Consider the following 17,519-nt stretch of genomic DNA (forward strand, 5'->3'; position numbering starts at 1 on the left):
ACAGTTTCTAGGTACTATGACATGTATACGCAGGGCGGTGTTACATATACGCCCTTTACGAGCGCCTAAAGGCGTTCCCTTTCTTCCTGTGTCTGTTCCGTTCTTAACGCTCACGAGCCTTGAGAGGCTCGTGGCTAAACGAAACAGCCCCAGTCAGAAACCCTATTTTTAGTCTGATAGTCCATGCTCATTCATGCTATCAAAGTGAAAACATCTCTTATATATGCTTACTCAAGTGTGTGATTGACCCTAGCGTGCTTAATCACTCTGTCTGATAAGATAATAACGCCACTAGAATTACTTGTCAAGAAGTTTCGATTGACTTTTCGATATATATTAAGTATGATATGCTTATAAATGACAATAAAAGCAACGAAAGGAGCGGTTATACTAAGTTATGGAGTATTATGAAAAGAAAATCAGTTTCTTAGGAGAAAACATACAAATCATAAGAAAACACAGGGGAATGAAACAACAGGAACTTGCCAATAAAATCGGTATCAATATGCAGAGCCTTTCCAAGATTGAACGAGGTGTGAATTATCCTACCTTTGATACATTGGAAAAGATAATGGACGTGCTGGGAGTAACACCGAATGAATTATTGTCGGGGGAATGGAAATATATTGACCACACCGAGCCATATATCATGGACGTTATCAAACGAGAACAGGATTTTAATGTTTCCTTAGATTATTTGTCTGAAAATGAATTTTTCAATGACGAAAAAGAATGTAGATTTTACATGGAAACTACATTGATTAGATACATTAGCAATTATCTTTCTAGTGAGGTAGTAGAGTTGGAAGAACTTATGGAAATCAAGCAGTTGATACAGCGTCAGAAATTGGAACGCATGATGAAAGTACATAAGGAAATGCGAGGGTTAGACCGATACAGAGAACAGCCCAAAGAGTATAAATATCACGACCCTTATGATGATTGGATATTCCGTCAGCTTGCAGATATAGACAACAGAAACAACATTCCCAACACTTCGCCACAATTAGATTTTAATGAAACGGACTATGAAGATTATCTAAAAGAGAAATGGAATAGAGGACTTTAATTTTCCTCTTGCATGAAAGATACAGCAAACAAAAAGCCCAATCAAGAGTGCAAAGCACCACCAATGGTGGTAAGGCTCTTTACAGGGTTCTTTCTTTTCTGTGGTGGGTAATCAAGCGAAAAATGAAGAAGTGTTTTGTCATGCTTTATATTTTTATCCCGACTTTGATAATTCAGATTGTGAAAATGATTAAATACAGAAAAGCTAAATAACACGATTTATATTAGCATCACTTTAATGATAAATTAGTTAGAGTGGTGCCTTATTTTTTTCTCTGTACAATCACTTAAATAGGTGCTATAGTAATGGGTAGATAGTATTCGAACAGAAACTATACCACATATTTTTTATTTTTAAACCATGAGGATTATATCAGTTTGAACGAGACCTCATCCATGCAGATTTTCATGATTGTCACTTCCCAGAAAGGAGTGATCGATATGAGAGCAGGATTTATCGGAGCGGGGAAAGTAGGATTTTCCCTTGGAAAATACCTGAAGGAAAACGGCGTAGAGATTACGGGTTACTTCAGCAAATCACCGGAATCAGCTAAATCAGCAGCAGATTTTACTAACACAAAACTATATAAGAGTATAGAGAATATCTTAAGTGACAGTGATACCCTGTTTATTACTGTGCCTGATGGACAGATAAGCAAAGTATGGGATTATATGAAGAATCTGGATATTAAAAATAAAAATATTTGTCATTGCAGCGGTTCGATTTCATCAACTGTTTTTTTTGATGGTGAAAACCTCGGTGCAAATATCTATTCGGTACATCCCCTATATGCAATAAGTGATAAGTGCGAATCATGGAAACACTTGAATAAGGCTTATTTTACTGTGGAGGGTTCGGCAGAGAATCTAGATGAGATTAAGAGTATCTTTGAGCGAGCAGGAAATAAGGTAATCGCAATGGGAGCGGAAAATAAATCTCTTTACCACTGCGGTGCAGTAGTTGTAAGCAATCTCGTAAACGGACTTTTTCAAGTGGGGGCTGAAATGCTTGTAAAATGCGGCTTTGATAAAAAAGATGCAAAGAAAGCCTTAGTGCCTTTGTTTACTGGAAATGCCGACACATTGGCAGAAAAAGGGGTTGCGGCTGCCCTCACAGGTCCTGTTGAGCGAAATGATTTGTCGACTATCACAAAACACATTGAAGCTATTAAGGCAGCATGGATAAACGAGTCTGAGGAAAAGGTGGGATATGAGATGATATATCTTTTGCTTTCAGAAAAGCTTCTCAGTATTGCACAGGAAAAACATTTAGACAGTGACTATTTGAAGATGACGGAGGTAATTAAAAATGAAAAACACAGTATCCACTTTTAAAGAACAGAAGGTTAAGGGCGATAAGATTACAATGCTGACAGCCTATGACTATTCGACAGCTAAATTGATGGATCAGTCAGGTATTAACGGTATTCTCGTTGGAGATTCTCTTGGCATGGTTATGCTCGGATACGAAAATACTTTGCCGGTAACAATGGAAGATATGATTCACCATACAAGAGCAGTTACAAGAGGTGCCAAAGATGCCTTAGTAGTTGGAGATATGCCGTTTATGTCATATCAAGTTTCAGTTGAAGAGGCCATGTATAACGCAGGAAGACTTATGAAAGAAGGAAGATGTCAAGCAGTAAAGCTAGAAGGTGGAGCCTCTGTTTGTCCACAGATTAAAGCTATTACAGCTGCTTCAATTCCTGTTATGGCACATATTGGACTTACACCTCAGTCAGTGAACGTTTTTGGAGGCTTTAAAGTTCAGGGAAAAAGTGAAGAGGGAGCAAAGAAACTCATTGAAGAGGCAAAAGCTGTTGAAGAAGCAGGAGCATTTGCGATTGTTTTGGAATGCGTACCTGCAAAATTAGCGGAAATTATTTCTGAAAGCATTAATATTCCTACAATAGGAATAGGTGCAGGATCTGGCTGCGATGGACAGATTCTCGTTTATCAGGACATGCTTGGAATGGTCTCTGACTTTACACCTAAATTCGTAAAACAATTCGCAAAGGTAGGAGATGTAATGAAAGAAGCCTTTGCTGCATATATAGAAGAAACTAAACAGGGAAGCTTTCCAGCACCTGAACACACATTTAAAATTTCAGAAGATGTAATTAACAAGTTATATTAGGAGATAGAACGATGAAAATAGTAAAAACCGTAGATGAAGTGAGAGTTATAGTCAAAGAATGGAAGAAAGAAGGTCTTACAGTAGGTCTTGTTCCTACTATGGGATTTTTGCACGAAGGACATAAGAGTTTAATTACAAGGGCTGTTTCAGAAAACGATAGAGTTGTTGTCAGTGATTTTGTAAATCCGACTCAATTTGGAGTAGGGGAAGATTTGGAAAGCTATCCGAGGGATTTGGAAAGGGATACTATGCTATGTGAGGAGGCAGGTGCTAATTTAATATTTAATCCTGAGCCGGAAAATATGTATTTTGACGATTTTTCAACATATGTAAACATAGAAAGTCTTTCAGAGGAACTTTGTGGAAAATCACGACCAATACATTTCAGGGGTGTAGGCACAGTAGTATCTAAACTTTTTAATATTGTAAATCCCGACAGAGCTTACTTTGGTCAAAAGGATGCACAGCAGCTTGCGATTATAAAAAGAATGGTTAGAGATTTGAACTTTGATATCGAAATTGTGGGCTGCCCTATAGTTAGAGAAGAGGATGGTCTTGCAAAGAGTTCAAGAAATACATATCTAAGCAAAGATGAGAGAAAGGCGGCACTAATTTTAAGCAAAGCAGTTAAGCTCGGAGAAGATATGGCAAAAGCAGGAGAAAAAGATACAGATAAAATTGTATCAGAAATGATTAAGCTTATTGAAACTGAGCCTATGGCGAAAATAGATTATGTTCAGGCTGTAGACGCTGTTTCAGTTAAACCGGTCAAGGAGATGACAGCACCAGTACTAGTTGCCATGGCAGTTTATATCGGCAAAACCAGATTGATTGACAACTTTATTTACGAAGGTTAAACGGGGGTTAAATATGACATTTGAAATGTTAAAGGGGAAGATACACAGAGCTACAGTAGTTCAAGCAGAACTTGATTATGTAGGAAGCATCACTGTAGACGAAGACTTACTTGACAGTGCCGGAATTTTGGAGTATGAAAAGGTAAGTATCGTAGATATAAATAATGGGAACAGATTTGAGACATACACAATTGCAGGAGAAAGAGGCAGCGGAATGATATGTCTCAATGGAGCTGCTGCAAGATGTGTTCAGACAGGTGATAAGATAATCATAATGTGCTATGCACAGATGACTCCAGAAGAGGTAAAGAAAAATCCACCTAAAGTAGTATTTGTAGATGAGGATAACAAAATATCAAGAGTCGCAAGATACGAAAAACATGGTAAGCTATAAGACATGTAATTTGCAAATAAAAAAGGGCATTTCGGTAATTAAAAAATGTAAAAGGTGAAGAATATGTCATCTGCCCTCGTTGTGAGCAAGAAGTTTATAAAGAAGTAATAATTTATCCATTTTGTAACTTTGGCATAATGGCATGGCTTGAAGGAGAAAATGATGAAAATAGCAAACCAGTGAAAGATAAATCTAAGTAAAATCTCAGCTTAACAATTTAATATCTATATTTACAAAGCAGTTGGTCTTATGATTGACTGCTTTTAAAAAAGACACCGTTTAGGTGTGAGGTCTTTTTAGTGTTATTTATAGTCATATCAAGGCTCGTTTAATTATGGTAAATTCGTGGTAAAATGAGTGCTTTTCTATACTTCAAAATATTTGAAAGTATAGTGTTTATACGGATAATCAAAAATTAGATATAAAATTTCAACTTAAACAATTAACGAAAAAGATTTTTCATAAGGACACAAATGGCTTAAAGGAATTTATGAAAAAACACGCTGAGTTATTAACTTCTAATATTATCAGTGCTATTGTCTCTCAATATTTCATACAATTTCTTTCATCTTTATAAGGTATCTTATAATGTATCTTGAAGGTATACAGGAAGTATTCAGAAGTAAAAAGTCATTTGTCATTCCTCATATCATGCCTATCCTAAACGTCATCGCCTGAACGTCAGATTCTAAACAACAGGTTCTTAACAACAAATTCTAAACAACAAATTCTAAACGACCAGTTCTAAACAACAAATTCTAAATAGAAAAGCTCTCCTTTCTGTGAGAGCTTTTCATGTTATTATTTGAAATTACGCAAACGTAACGCATTTGATACGACTGATACCGAACTAAATGCCATCGCTGCACCGGCAAATACTGGTGATAGCAGTATACCAAAGAACGGATACAAAATACCTGCGGCAATCGGAATACCAATGCTGTTATAGAAGAATGCCCAAAATAGATTTTGCTTGATATTGCGGATAACCGCTTTGGATAAGCGAATCGCTGTTGCGACATCCTCAATACTATCTTTCATCAAAACGATATCGGCACTTTCAACAGCTACATCACTGCCGCTTCCTATCGCAATACCAACTTCACTTTGCGTTAAAGCAACAGCATCATTGATTCCATCGCCAACCATCGCAAGCGTATGGCCTGCCTTTTGTAATCGTTCGACTTCCTTTCCTTTTTCATCCGGTAATACCTGTGCAATCACATGGGTAATGCCTGCTGAAGAAGCAATGGCCTGCGCTGTGATTTCATTATCTCCGGTTAGCATATACACATCTATATGAGCGTCCTGCAATTGTTTGACGACTGCTTTCACTTCCGGTTTGATCTTATCGGCAATGGCAATAATCCCTTGTACCTCTTCATTCCTTGCGACCCAAACGACGGTTTTACCACTTTGCAGATACGTCTGTTCCTGTGCTTCATAAACGGCGGTCGCAATCTGCATTTCCTGCATGAATTTACGACTTCCTACCAATAATCTGCCATCATCCATCTCTGTGCTTAAGCCTAAACCGTTATGTGTTTGTACATGGGATAAGGTTTCATAGGATAGCTGCAATTCTTCTGCCTTTGTTAAGATGGCAGTAGCAAGGGGATGCTTAGAGCCTTGTTCCAGCATAGCCGCAAATGTTAATACCTTATGTTCATCCTGTTGTGTCGCAACATCTGTTACTACCGGTTTCCCTATGGTAAGAGTTCCTGTCTTATCAAAGACAATGGTATCAATCGTGCTTGCTGTTTCCAAAGCTTCTCCGCTTTTAATAAAGATACCTAACTGAGCGGCTTTGCCTGTACCTACCATAATGGCGGTTGGGGTTGCCAAACCTAATGCACATGGACAAGCTATTACCAACACACTCACGAAAATAGTTAAAGCAAAGGCGAAATCTTGCGTCACCATGTACCAGATAATAGCAGCCACTATTGCGATGCTCATGACCGTTGGGACAAAGAATAAAGAAATACGATCGGCAATACGGGCAATAGGTGCCTTTTTCCCTTGGGCTTCTTCAACCATATGAATGATCTTTGCTAATGTGGTATCTTCTTGTGTAGCACTACAACGCATTAAAATACGTCCATCTAAATCAATGGTTCCCTGCTGCAGCTTATCACCTACTGTTTTCTTAACCGGCATGCTTTCTCCGGTAAGCATGCTTTCATCAACGTTAGCACTACCTTCCAACAAGATGCCATCCACTGCCATATGTTCTCCCGGTTTTACGACCAAGGTATCCCCGACACTAACTTCTTCAATCTGAATGAGGATTTCTTTACCTTCTCGCCAAAGCGTAGCCGTCTGTGGGCGAAGTTGCAACAATGCCTGAATAGCACCGGTGGATTTCTTCTTGGATATGCTTTCCAAATGCTTGCCAAACTGCACCAATGCCACAACAACACCGGCACCTTCAAAATACAAAGCATGGACGGCATGGACATTGCCTTGATAAATTTGCATAAGAGATACCAAAGAATAAAGATATGCACTTCCGGTACCAATCGCTACCAGTGTATCCATATTCGGTGCCTTATGCAGCAACGCCTTGATCCCTCTGGTAAAGAAATGATGTCCACTGATCAAGATGATCGTTGCTAACACAAATTGGATACCTGCGAAATTAAAAGGATGCGTCTTATAAGAAATAATGTTTGGCAAAGGCAATTCAATACTTCCCAACATATGGGACATACCGATATATAAGAGGAAAAAAGCCAAGACCAGTGTACCGTAAACATGTAACTTTTCATAAGAGCGTTTTTCTTTTTCGATTGTTTTTTCCACATGTAAGTGACCTTTAAAACCGGCTTTTTGAATCGCTTCTAGAATTTCACTGAGTTTAATACGCTTTTTATCATAACGAACTTCCGCTTGATTCATCACAAGATTCACATCCGCCTGTAAGATACCATCTTTTTTACGCAACACTCGCTCAATACTGGCACTGCAAGCCGCACAGCTCATGCCTTCGATATCCAACACTACCTGCTCTTCTTCGTTTTCCTCTTCCAAAATAAAACCGGCCTTTTCCAAAGCTTCTTTCCAAGCCTTAAAGTTTTTTTCATGATACGTTATCGTCACATTGTTCATGATGAGATTTACACTGGCATCTTCTACCTCATCGAATCGTTTTAAGATGCGTTCTACGGATGCACTGCAGGCTGCACAGCTCATACCTTTTACTGTCCATGTCTGCATTTGCGCATCACTTTTTTCCAGCAATTGATACCCACCTTTTTCCACAGCTTTCTGCATATCCGCAAAAGCCGGCAAATCCTCACCTTCAACAACGACTTCTTCTAGTACAAGATTTACCTGCGCACTGGTTACGCCATCCATTCTTTTTAATATTCGTTCAACAGCTGACGCACAAGCCGAGCAGCTCATACCGCCAATCTGATAAGTCTTTTTCATAGTATACCTCCTAGCAACATCCACTTTTTAACAGCATCACATGGGCTATTTCAAAAGAATAGCTAAAACATCCTCAATTTCCTGAAGTTTTTCATCAGAATCACCTGTTGCAATCGCTGTTTTTACACATGTGTGCAAATGCCCACTTAGTATATGCAGATTTGCTTTCTTTAACAGTGACTGACTGGCCATGATTTGATTTGAAATGTCGATACAATAGCGTTCATCCTCAATCATACGGATGATGCCATCGATCTGTCCTCTGGCTGTTTTTAGATTCTGTAATGCTTTTTTTCTTTCCGGTGTCATAAAGTTACCTCCCCCCAGGGGTGCTGGGTTCATGCTTATTATAAAAGAGGGGAATTGATAAGTCAACGCTAATGCCTACTGCCCTTTCAACATGCAGGTGGTACTCTTACAAATAGGTATATTCATAAGGGTAATAACTTTTAAAGCCTTATTTTATCACCTTATCATTAGGTAAAGAAGTTTATTTTCTTGTAAGTTTATCCATATCAAGTTATACTATTCGTACTGGAAAGTATTTATGAGGGAATAAGTATGTGTGCTGAATTTATAAATTTGACAATGGAGAATCTAGCTGATGAACATTTATGCTGCATCATTCGCAGTAAGAAAAAACATCCCGGTGTTGAAGCAAAACGTCTTTGGTTACAACAACGTTTAAAGGAAGGTCATACCTTTCGTAAACTTAATAAAAAAGCAACTGTCTTTATTGAATATGCTCCATTAGCATCTGCCTGGGTGCCTATTTGCGGTGAGAACTATATGTATATTTATTGCTTATGGGTAGAAAGTAAAGAAAAAGGCAATGGCTATGGTAAGGCCTTATTAGAGTATTGCATTCAGGATGCTAAAGCGAAAGGAAAATCCGGTATCTGTATGCTTGGAGCAACTAAGCAAAAAGCTTGGCTATCAGATCAAAGTTTTGCCAAGAAATATGGTTTCCAGATTGTCGATACTGCCCATGCATATGAATTGCTGGCTCTCTCCTTTGATGGAACGTTTCCTCACTTTAATGAGACCGCTAAGAAACAGCAGATTGAAAATACCGTATTAACAATATATTATGATATGCAATGCCCTTTTATCTATCAAAAAATTGAAAAGTTGCAACAATATTGTGAAGAACATGCCATACCTGCAACCTTTCTGAAAGTGGATTCCTTACAAGAAGCTAAGCAGCTTCCTTGCGTATTTAATAATTTTGCCGTTTTTTATAAAGGACAATTTCAAACAGTGAATTTATTAGATGTAGCTACTCTGGAAAAAATCTTGAAAAAGTGATCTGCCCCCTGTCAAGTAGACAGGTGAAATAAATAAAATCAGTAATTGATGACTTGTCGTAAAGATAGGTCATCTTTTTCTATAATGTCTTAAATGAACAATATCCAATAGAAGTAAATCAACGCATTTAACTTTATTCACTGTTGATAACGCTGCTGTCCTTACTTCTTTTGGTGTTTGCTCACAATGTCTTCCTTGTGGTCTCTCATATTATAAAATGATTCGTTTCACACGTTTCTTGTTGTATTTCTAATGGTTGAATCTATTGATTCACCTTGTCATTCATAAAGTGACACCCATCTATATAAATCATTTCCAGATTTATACAATTTCAGATTATAACCTATCTGGCTTTTTCCACGTTTATCACTCTTGTAATCCTGCACTGCTTCAACTTTCTGTTCTATTGTGTATTTGCTTTTCCTTCCCATAAGAAAAGATCCCTCCTTTCATAAACTACGTTTTATTTATTTCCGTTGTTTACTTTAGAGGGATCATATCAACTTATTGAAACTGTTTTTTCTTACTTTTTTATAATGAAATTGCGGTTTCTAGGGCAACTTCCATCATCGCATGAAAGGATGTTTGTCGCTGTTCAGCTGTAGTAACGGCACTTGTGACTAAAGAATCACTGATAGTTAATAAACAAGCCGCTTTTTTACCCAGCACTTTAGCATTATGGAACAAGGCGAAACTTTCCATTTCTACACAGACACAACCATGTTTTTCATAGAATTCTTTATGTCCATCTACATTTTCCTCATGATAGAAAACATCACTGGAATGAATTCTTGCCTCAACTAATTGCTGATCCAATTTTTCTGCTGCTTTACGAATGGCTGCATTCAATTCTTCGCTTGGATACTGTATATCGCCATCAACATCTGCCTGTGCTTTCGCAAAAGTTGACTCACTCCAAGCACCGTCTGCCAGAACTAAGTCAAATAGATCAAGTTTGTCTGTATATGCTCCGGCACTTCCGATACGAATAATTGCCTCAACTCCATAAAACTTAAATAATTCATAGGAATAGATTCCAATACTAGGCATTCCCATGCCACTTCCCATAACCGAAACTCGTACACCTTTATAAGTGCCCGTATAGCCAAACATATTACGAACCGTATTGAACTGTACGGGATTTTCCAAATAAGTTTCGGCAATAAATTTCGCCCGCAATGGATCTCCAGGCATTAATACTACCTTTGCAATATCACCGGCATTTGCCGCATTATGTGGTGTTGACATAACTATATCCTCCTTATGATTACCAGTATTAGTATACCATATCTAATTTCGATATCCTAATGATTTCATATATCATTTTTTATGAAAATGCCTACCTATTTCTATTTTATTCAATTGTATCACAAGGCAGAAATTCTGTACTGATAAACGCTTTTGCTAACTACCTTTTTAGCAAGTCTTCATCACTTTTTTCATGATCTTTTGGTTGAATACTCGCGTATTATTTTTTTATTTTATTATCTGATCATCTGAACGTTTTCTTACATTTTCTTAAATACCATACGCTAGATTAGATTTATACGTTATAATGATTACATAAAACAACAAGAGGTGTCTTATGAAAAAGTTAATTCCTATCATTTTAAGTATCGTAACAGCATTCAGCTTGTTAATGCCTGTGCAAGCCAAAAAAGATGATTCTGCGTTGCCAGATGATAACAAGATTCGCTTGGTCAATGTTACAGAAGACGGCCATTATGAAATCATCAAAGAAAATGATTCCTATGCTGCTGCTAAGGTTTCTCATACCCTTTTACAGCATCAATATGAAAATCTAGGCATAGCAAAAGGACAAACCTTTTTATCGATAGAAAATGGCGTAGTTGAATTTAAAAAAGCACAAGATTGCAGTGTCAATATTACCTATACAAATGCAGCGAATCAAGAGGAAGGTTATACCAATGGGTGTTATGGTGCCGATGGAGCCTTTTTAGAATATAACGATGGCAATGGTATGGTGAAATTTCAATTGTCAGGTGTCATCGGATCTACTTCCATTGAAAATGTGACAATCCATCCCCTTACTACTCTTCCAAATGTTTCACACTTTGAGGTGCATAATGGTATCTTGTTGCATTATTTGAAAAGTGATATTGCCAGTAAGGGCTATGATAATGTTTTGCATTTAGGTCAAGCCCCTTCTTACCTTAAAGAAAAGACAATTTACTATAGCTATGACAGTCATTATTTTTATAAAAGCTTTTCTGCCATGATCACAGATGTGCGCAAAAGTATCCATACACAAGCAGTAAACGCAAAACAGCCATATTATAATTATTATCAATATGTCAATCATCGTTCGACAACCGCTTATTCCTATGAAGATGTTCATGCTTATTTGCAAAACACTCGTCTCTTAAAACAATCTATCACCAAATTTGAAGGTACTTATCTGCATGACATTCTCACTCAGTCTATGATCGTACAAGGGGAAAAAGGGTTTTTTCAATACCAAAATCAGTTTGGCGCAAATGCCCTTATGATGCTTTCCTTAGCCTTAAACGAAAGTGCCAGCGGACGCAGCGCCTTATCTTATAATCGCAACAATTTGTTTGGTCATGCGGCCTATGATTCTGATGTAGAAAAAAATGCCTCACGCTACTTACGCGTAAGTGACAGTATTTACGCTCATGCAGCCCATTACATATCATCCTCTTATTTAAATCCGAACCAATTTCAATACCATGGCGGTCATTTCGGAAACAAAGCGGGCGGTATGAATGTTTCTTATGCTAGCGATCCTTACTGGGGTGAAAAAGCGGCACAATACTATTATGACATTGATCATGCCTTACAAGATAAAGACTTAAATCAGTATGCGATTGGTATTACCGGCACTAAAAAAGTTAATGTCAGAAAAGATCCTAAAGAAGCTGCGAAGACATTATATGCTATTCCCAAAGGCACGCAAGCCAGTTTGCTTCTCTTGGATAAACAAACAGAAGGAAATGCTGTCTGGTATCTTGTACAAACCGATGTACCTTTGACAAATGATCGAAATGTTTCCGCAAATCCAACATATAACTATCGTAAAAGTTATGGGTATGTAAAAGCCAGTGAACTTTCTTTTATCACAAATGAAAAGCATCTAAATGAAAAAAACTATGTCGATGTCAGTTTTGATGCCAATGGAGGCACTTTCTATCCAGGTTCACATACTATCACTATGCAAATAGAGAGTGGTAAAATTCCGATTATCTTAGAACCTGAGAAGAAGAATGCCTTATTTATCGGTTGGGACAAAGAAATTAAAAAAGCTGAAAAAGACATTGTTTATAAAGCAAATTATCGATCTGTAAAAAACATCGCCTTTATTGAAAGACCGAAGCAAACTTACCAACAGCATGATTACCTGGATGTATCAAAAGGAAAGATTCAAGTAAGCTTCGAAGATGGTTCTACACAAGAACGCTCATTGACCACCGATATGGTGAGTGGCTATGATCCTACTACGCTTGGCACGCAGACATTAACAATACGTTATGCGGGAAAAACCTTATCCTATGAAATTCATGTAAAAAAGCAAAGTGAAAGCACCGGATCTAAGCTGCAAGAAAAAGCAGCATATATCATTAAAACCTATAGTGATAAGGTAGGGTTAACGGATGATGCCTTAACTGAACTAGAAAAATTTCAAAATGATGTTTTGCAGGAAAGCAACAACCCCTTAGATGATGATGTATTACGTGCCGTGGATCGCATTTTGCAACCAAATTTAAAGCCACGTCTCAGTGTGCTCATTCATGATGATACCTATGATTTACAAATATCAGGCCTTAGTTTAGCAATGCAGAAAAAGACATCGTTCCTAAATGCATGGATGCCGAAAACAGTCGTTGTGAATGTACATGATTCCATCGACAATGAGGAAGAAACATTGTTTAAAAAAGTCGCAGAAGCAAATTATGTTACCTATGAAGCAGGCTTTACCATAGATGGAAAAGAGGATATGTCCGGTTATGATCCTGAAACCCAAGTTTTGTATTCGATAAAGAAACCTAAAAATAGTAAGGGGAAATTATATCGCATCTTAACTGTGGATGGTGAAAACATACGCCAGTTACCCACGACACAATCCGATACTCGCATTCTTTTCCAGGCAAAGAAAGGTAGTTTTGCGATCGTATCGATCCAAGGTGCAGCGCCTAAAGGAAGTATGGATTTTACCGAAGTCGCTACCATCAAAGGAAATGGAAAAAACTATATCACAACATACATTCTGATACCTTTTGCTGTCATCTTCTTGATCTTAATACTTGTGATTGTCCTTCTACTCATTCGCAGAAAAAACAAAATAGCTTATCGAAAAAAGAAAAGAGCGATATATAAAAATCAATAAAATCATCAGATGCATCTGAAAAAACAATTTGCAGAAACTTGTGAATTGTTTTTTTTCGTACTACAATACTAACTAGAGGTGATGATATGAAACGAAATCAGATAGATAGCGCATATACATGGGATCTTTCCAGTATGTTTGCTTCACAAGAGGCATTTAACACATGTTATCAGGAATGTGAATCCTTAGTCAATGCACTGACAAAACAAAAAGGTCATATAGCGGATACAAAAGAAAGCTTTTGTGATTTTTTTGATCAACAAGAAGAATTATCCCGAAAACTGAATAATCTTATCAGCTATGCCCGTATGTATACAGATGTAGATCCTGATGAAGAAACAGCACAACAAAATCTTTCCAAAGCATATGTTCTTTATCAAAAAACGGTGGTCGCACTAAACTTTGTGGACTTAGAAGTCATGAAAGAGAAAGAAAGTATTGAAAAGTATTTAGCAGAGGATGCATGCAATGCATATCGTTATCCAATGCAAGAAATCTTTCGTCGCATGCCTCATCAATTGGATGAAGAAAAAGAAGTGATGATGGCACAAATGCAGGATATTTTACGTGTACCAGAATCCACCTATGAAAGTTTCCGGCTAGAATTTGAACCAGTGATGGTAGATGGAAAACCGGTTTTTCTAAATGGTGGTAACTACCATCAATTCTTACTAAATCCCGATGAAAAGGTACGTAAAGAAGCATTTGAACATTACTTTCAAGAATATAAACGATATCAAAATGTCTTTCTGAATCTATTAAGCGGACATATCAAAGGAAAAGCTTTTGAAGCACGCTTACGGAACTTTCCTTCTACCTTAGAAGCAAGTCTGTTTGAAGATGGTGTAGAAAAAGCGCTGTTTGATTTGGTAGTACGAATGGGTAATGAGACGTATCGGCCTTATGCCCATGAATATTTTAAGTTACGTAAAGAAATCTTAGGATTACAACAACAGCATGTTTATGATATTGCCCTTCCTTTAGTAAAATCTGTAGATATCACATATACGGTGGATGACTGCTTTGCCATTTTAAAAAAAGCATTGGCTCCTTTAGGTGAGGATTATATCGCTATGCTTGATGTAGCTAGAGAAGAACGCTGGATTGATTTTATGCCACATGAAAAGAAGCGCTCTGGTGCTTATTCTGCAGGTACGTATGATTCCAAGCCTTTTATTCTAACAAACTTTACAGGAGAATATGATTCCCTTAGTACACTGGCACATGAATTCGGACATTCTATGCATTCTTATTATTCCCATAAGCATAATCGCGCAATGTTAGCAGAATATCGTATTTTTGTTGCCGAGGTTGCTTCTACAGTCAATGAACTATTATTAAATGACTATTTATTAAAGCATTCTGATAATAATGACCATAAGGCTTATTTATTAAGCAATCTATTGAATCAGATGATTGGCACGATGTATCGTCAAACCATGTATGCTACTTTTGAATATCAGTTATATGAAGCCATTGAAAAAGGAGAAGCACTGTCCTCAAAAGATGTATGTGATCTGTATGAGCAGCTTAATAAAGACTATTTTGGTGACAGTGTCATTGTGGATGATTTACAGCGTTACGGCTGTTATCATGTTCCTCATTTCTATTATAACTTCTATGTGTACAAATACACTTTAGGCATGTCGGTTGCCATTAGCTTTGCCAAGAAAATCTTAAATGGTGAAGTTGATGCCTATCGCGAGTTCCTTACAAAAGGCGGCAGTGAAGCGCCTTTAGATGAATTGATGCATGCCGGTGTAGATCCTCGCCAAACGCAGGTTTATGAAGATGCCTTCGGTTACTTTAAAGAAATCCTTGATCAGTTTCGCTCTTGCGTTACCCATGAAACTTCACAAAAAAGGTAGGTAGTTCATTTCCATGAGCTACCCACCTTTTTAATAAGAGAATTTATCATAATATTCCATATCTTCTAACATGGAAATATCTTCTATTGGATTTTCATCCAACCGCAATTCATATAAATTTTTTAAATTCTTTAATGGTGTCAGATCTGTAACATAGTTTGCTTTTAATGTTAGAGAACTCAAATATGTCAAATCTTTTAGTGGTGATAAATCCATGACTCCATTATGATCTAAACGCAACGATGATAAATTAACCAATTTCTTTAATGGTCTGATATCAGTAATCACATTGTTGTATAAATCAATGGTACCCAGATTCGTTAAATTCTCTAAAGCAGTCAGATCGGAAATATTATTATGTGATAAACAAAGACATTCCAAGTTTTTCATATCCTCTAAACATGAGATGTCACGTACCGCATTATTCCCAACATCCAATGCCGTCATTTTCTCACAGCCTTTTAATACACTAATATCCGTGATCGAATTATTATACACATTGACTTCAACTAACTCTTTCGCATTTTTTAAAAAGTCAATATCGTGTAGGAAACAGCAGCTTGCCTTAAAATAACGCAAATTTTTCATATCTTTTAAGACTTCCGTATGTGTAACACGATTCTCTGAGATATCTAATTTTTCTAACTTATTCAACCCTTTTAAGATACGCAAATCACTTAGCCCACTTTGGATAAGACGCAAATCTTTTAAGTTTTTCAACTTTTTCAAAAAGGAAAAATCTTTGATGCTGTCAAAGGATAATTCCAAGACCTCTAAGTTAGGAAACTCTTCCAAAATGCTACAATCACTCAAATATTGGTTATTCGTCAGGTTAAGACTGCGCAACGTTTTTTTCATATATTGCAAAGGCGATAAATCAGAAAACAGATTGGTTGATAAATCTAATACTTCAATGTTTTTGAGATAAGTCAGATCCGCAATATCATATAACCACATCTTATTCATATGAAGTTCTTTTAACTCATTTAACGTGCCTAAGATACTGAGTGGAAATGGACCATTCTCAATACTGATATATAACTTATGCAGCTTTTTGGCATTTTCCAAATAAACCAAGTTATCAACTTTACTACGTTCCAGATTTAGTTCTTCTAGATTAATCATACCCGCAATTGCACTGATATCCATGGTATATAAATTATTACGGGAAATATCCAAACGCAATAATTGCCGGTATCCTCTTAAAGCCTGTATATCTCGCAGCATATTCTTAGATAGATTCAAATACTCTACTTCGCGTAGATCTTTAATAGGATCAAGATCTTCAATACTATTTCCACATAAATCCAAATATTGCAGATTCACAGCTGTATCCAGTCCCTCTAATGATATAATGCCGGCACTTCGAGCAGATAAACTGACTAAACGCTCCATTGCCTTTTCATCAATTTCCTCTTCCTTCAATTGCAATGTTCTGGCAATCGCTGCACGCAGGAATTCATCTTTTATCAACATAGGCGTACTCCTTTCGTTTCCTCTTCTTTTATGTATCTATTATACCCCAATTCCGATAAATCTGAAACTGCTTTCAAATATTTTTGCCATTTCGATAAACGGATACAGCCATTGTTAATAAAACATCCAACTTTTTTAGAAAAAGGTTAGATAAAAATAGAAAACGATTGACTTTATGCAAAAGAAGTGTTATTGTAAATCTGTAATAAAAAGCAATAACTATGATTTCAAGATTCACAAATTCTCGGAATTGTATTTATGACTCAATATGTACAGGATCCGATGTTTGTGATTTTTTTATACATTTGAGTGCTTCTTATTAAATTTATAAGGAGGTACTAAAAATGAGTACAGGTAAAGTAAAATGGTTTAATGCAGAAAAAGGTTATGGATTCATCACTTCTGATGAAGGTAAGGATGTATTCGTACACTATTCAAGCATCCAGTCTGATGGTTTCCGTACATTAGAAGAAGGACAGAGAGTTTCTTTTGATGTAGTTGACAGTGACCGTGGTCAGCAGGCTGCTAACGTTGTAGCTGAATAATCATTTATTCAGGGGCTCTAAATTAACGTGGGGTTGAGCGAAAAAAGGCTCTAAATTATTGTGGG

13 protein-coding genes are annotated in these 17,519 nt (G+C 37.0%); 9 read left to right on the plus strand and 4 right to left on the minus strand.

Going from position 1 to position 17,519, the window contains the following annotated elements; translation table 11 throughout:
* Nucleotides 1–397 precede the first annotated feature (397 nt).
* The 5 genes from LI241_RS14275 to panD all read left to right on the plus strand — a co-directional run bounded on the left by LI241_RS14275 (nucleotide 398) and on the right by panD (nucleotide 4,456).
* Nucleotides 398–1,069 carry a helix-turn-helix domain-containing protein gene (locus LI241_RS14275; RefSeq protein WP_004847061.1) on the plus strand — a complete coding sequence of 224 codons (672 nt, stop codon included), beginning with the start codon at nucleotides 398–400 and terminating at the stop codon, nucleotides 1,067–1,069.
* 440 nt (nucleotides 1,070–1,509) lie between these two features.
* Nucleotides 1,510–2,403 carry a Rossmann-like and DUF2520 domain-containing protein gene (locus LI241_RS14280; protein WP_009306604.1) on the plus strand — a complete coding sequence of 298 codons (894 nt, stop codon included), beginning with the start codon at nucleotides 1,510–1,512 and terminating at the stop codon, nucleotides 2,401–2,403.
* Nucleotides 2,378–3,205 (plus strand): 3-methyl-2-oxobutanoate hydroxymethyltransferase, encoded by an 828-nt coding sequence (gene panB / locus LI241_RS14285; protein ID WP_004847068.1) that lies wholly within the window; start codon nucleotides 2,378–2,380, stop codon nucleotides 3,203–3,205. The genes LI241_RS14280 and panB overlap by 26 nt, the downstream gene beginning before the upstream one ends.
* An 11-nt stretch (nucleotides 3,206–3,216) precedes the next feature.
* Nucleotides 3,217–4,062, plus strand: coding sequence for a pantoate--beta-alanine ligase (panC, locus tag LI241_RS14290; protein ID WP_004847070.1), 846 nt, complete (start codon nucleotides 3,217–3,219; stop codon nucleotides 4,060–4,062).
* A 13-nt stretch (nucleotides 4,063–4,075) separates the two neighbouring features.
* Entirely contained in the window at nucleotides 4,076–4,456 is a 381-nt protein-coding gene (gene panD, locus LI241_RS14295) for an aspartate 1-decarboxylase (RefSeq protein WP_004847071.1), read from the plus strand.
* Nucleotides 4,457–5,257: 801 nt separating this feature from the next.
* Here panD and LI241_RS14300 read toward each other — a convergent pair.
* On the minus strand, nucleotides 5,258–7,891 hold the full coding sequence (locus LI241_RS14300; RefSeq protein ID WP_008687208.1) for a heavy metal translocating P-type ATPase: 2,634 nt from the start codon (nucleotides 7,889–7,891) through the stop codon (nucleotides 5,258–5,260).
* 45 nt (nucleotides 7,892–7,936) lie between these two features.
* Complete coding sequence (locus LI241_RS14305; protein ID WP_008687206.1) at nucleotides 7,937–8,200, minus strand: metal-sensing transcriptional repressor; 264 nt, start codon at nucleotides 8,198–8,200, stop codon at nucleotides 7,937–7,939.
* A 252-nt stretch (nucleotides 8,201–8,452) separates the two neighbouring features.
* Between LI241_RS14305 and LI241_RS14310 the strand changes: the two genes are divergently transcribed.
* Nucleotides 8,453–9,199, plus strand: a complete 747-nt coding sequence (locus LI241_RS14310; RefSeq protein WP_008687204.1) for an N-acetyltransferase — start codon at nucleotides 8,453–8,455, stop codon at nucleotides 9,197–9,199.
* Between the two features lie 531 nt (nucleotides 9,200–9,730).
* On the opposite strand, the gene deoD is transcribed toward LI241_RS14310, so the two are convergent.
* Nucleotides 9,731–10,447, minus strand: coding sequence for a purine-nucleoside phosphorylase (deoD, locus tag LI241_RS14315; protein WP_008687199.1), 717 nt, complete (start codon nucleotides 10,445–10,447; stop codon nucleotides 9,731–9,733).
* A 337-nt stretch (nucleotides 10,448–10,784) separates the two neighbouring features.
* Here deoD and LI241_RS14320 point away from each other — a divergent pair, with 337 nt between their 5' ends.
* Together LI241_RS14320 and pepF are read left to right on the plus strand one after the other, a co-directional pair.
* Entirely contained in the window at nucleotides 10,785–13,565 is a 2,781-nt protein-coding gene (locus LI241_RS14320) for a glucosaminidase domain-containing protein (RefSeq protein ID WP_008687198.1), read from the plus strand.
* 86 nt (nucleotides 13,566–13,651) lie between these two features.
* Nucleotides 13,652–15,433 (plus strand): oligoendopeptidase F, encoded by a 1,782-nt coding sequence (gene pepF, locus LI241_RS14325; RefSeq protein WP_008687196.1) that lies wholly within the window; start codon nucleotides 13,652–13,654, stop codon nucleotides 15,431–15,433.
* A 30-nt stretch (nucleotides 15,434–15,463) separates the two neighbouring features.
* On the opposite strand, the gene LI241_RS14330 is transcribed toward pepF, so the two are convergent.
* Nucleotides 15,464–16,909, minus strand: coding sequence for a leucine-rich repeat domain-containing protein (locus LI241_RS14330; RefSeq protein WP_008687194.1), 1,446 nt, complete (start codon nucleotides 16,907–16,909; stop codon nucleotides 15,464–15,466).
* 344 nt (nucleotides 16,910–17,253) lie between these two features.
* Here LI241_RS14330 and LI241_RS14335 point away from each other — a divergent pair, with 344 nt between their 5' ends.
* Nucleotides 17,254–17,454 (plus strand): cold-shock protein, encoded by a 201-nt coding sequence (locus tag LI241_RS14335; protein WP_008687192.1) that lies wholly within the window; start codon nucleotides 17,254–17,256, stop codon nucleotides 17,452–17,454.
* Nucleotides 17,455–17,519 lie beyond the last annotated feature (65 nt).

This window comes from Longicatena sp. 210702-DFI.1.196 (genome assembly GCF_020563125.1).
Lineage (GTDB): Bacteria > Bacillota_I > Bacilli_A > Erysipelotrichales > Erysipelotrichaceae > Longicatena > Longicatena caecimuris.

Excerpts from the sequence above, each read along its gene's own strand:
- LI241_RS14280 (WP_009306604.1), top strand. The coding sequence starts at position 1,510 with ATGAGAGCAGGATTTATCGGAGCGGGGAAAGTAGGATTTTCCCTTGGA.
- LI241_RS14320 (WP_008687198.1), top strand. The coding sequence starts at position 10,785 with ATGAAAAAGTTAATTCCTATCATTTTAAGTATCGTAACAGCATTCAGC.
- LI241_RS14330 (WP_008687194.1), bottom strand. The coding sequence starts at position 16,909 with ATGTTGATAAAAGATGAATTCCTGCGTGCAGCGATTGCCAGAACATTG.
- LI241_RS14305 (WP_008687206.1), bottom strand. The coding sequence starts at position 8,200 with ATGACACCGGAAAGAAAAAAAGCATTACAGAATCTAAAAACAGCCAGA.
- LI241_RS14300 (WP_008687208.1), bottom strand. The coding sequence starts at position 7,891 with ATGAAAAAGACTTATCAGATTGGCGGTATGAGCTGCTCGGCTTGTGCG.
- LI241_RS14335 (WP_008687192.1), top strand. The coding sequence starts at position 17,254 with ATGAGTACAGGTAAAGTAAAATGGTTTAATGCAGAAAAAGGTTATGGA.
- LI241_RS14310 (WP_008687204.1), top strand. The coding sequence starts at position 8,453 with ATGTGTGCTGAATTTATAAATTTGACAATGGAGAATCTAGCTGATGAA.
- panB (WP_004847068.1), top strand. The coding sequence starts at position 2,378 with ATGAAAAACACAGTATCCACTTTTAAAGAACAGAAGGTTAAGGGCGAT.
- pepF (WP_008687196.1), top strand. The coding sequence starts at position 13,652 with ATGAAACGAAATCAGATAGATAGCGCATATACATGGGATCTTTCCAGT.
- panC (WP_004847070.1), top strand. The coding sequence starts at position 3,217 with ATGAAAATAGTAAAAACCGTAGATGAAGTGAGAGTTATAGTCAAAGAA.
- deoD (WP_008687199.1), bottom strand. The coding sequence starts at position 10,447 with ATGTCAACACCACATAATGCGGCAAATGCCGGTGATATTGCAAAGGTA.
- panD (WP_004847071.1), top strand. The coding sequence starts at position 4,076 with ATGACATTTGAAATGTTAAAGGGGAAGATACACAGAGCTACAGTAGTT.
- LI241_RS14275 (WP_004847061.1), top strand. The coding sequence starts at position 398 with ATGGAGTATTATGAAAAGAAAATCAGTTTCTTAGGAGAAAACATACAA.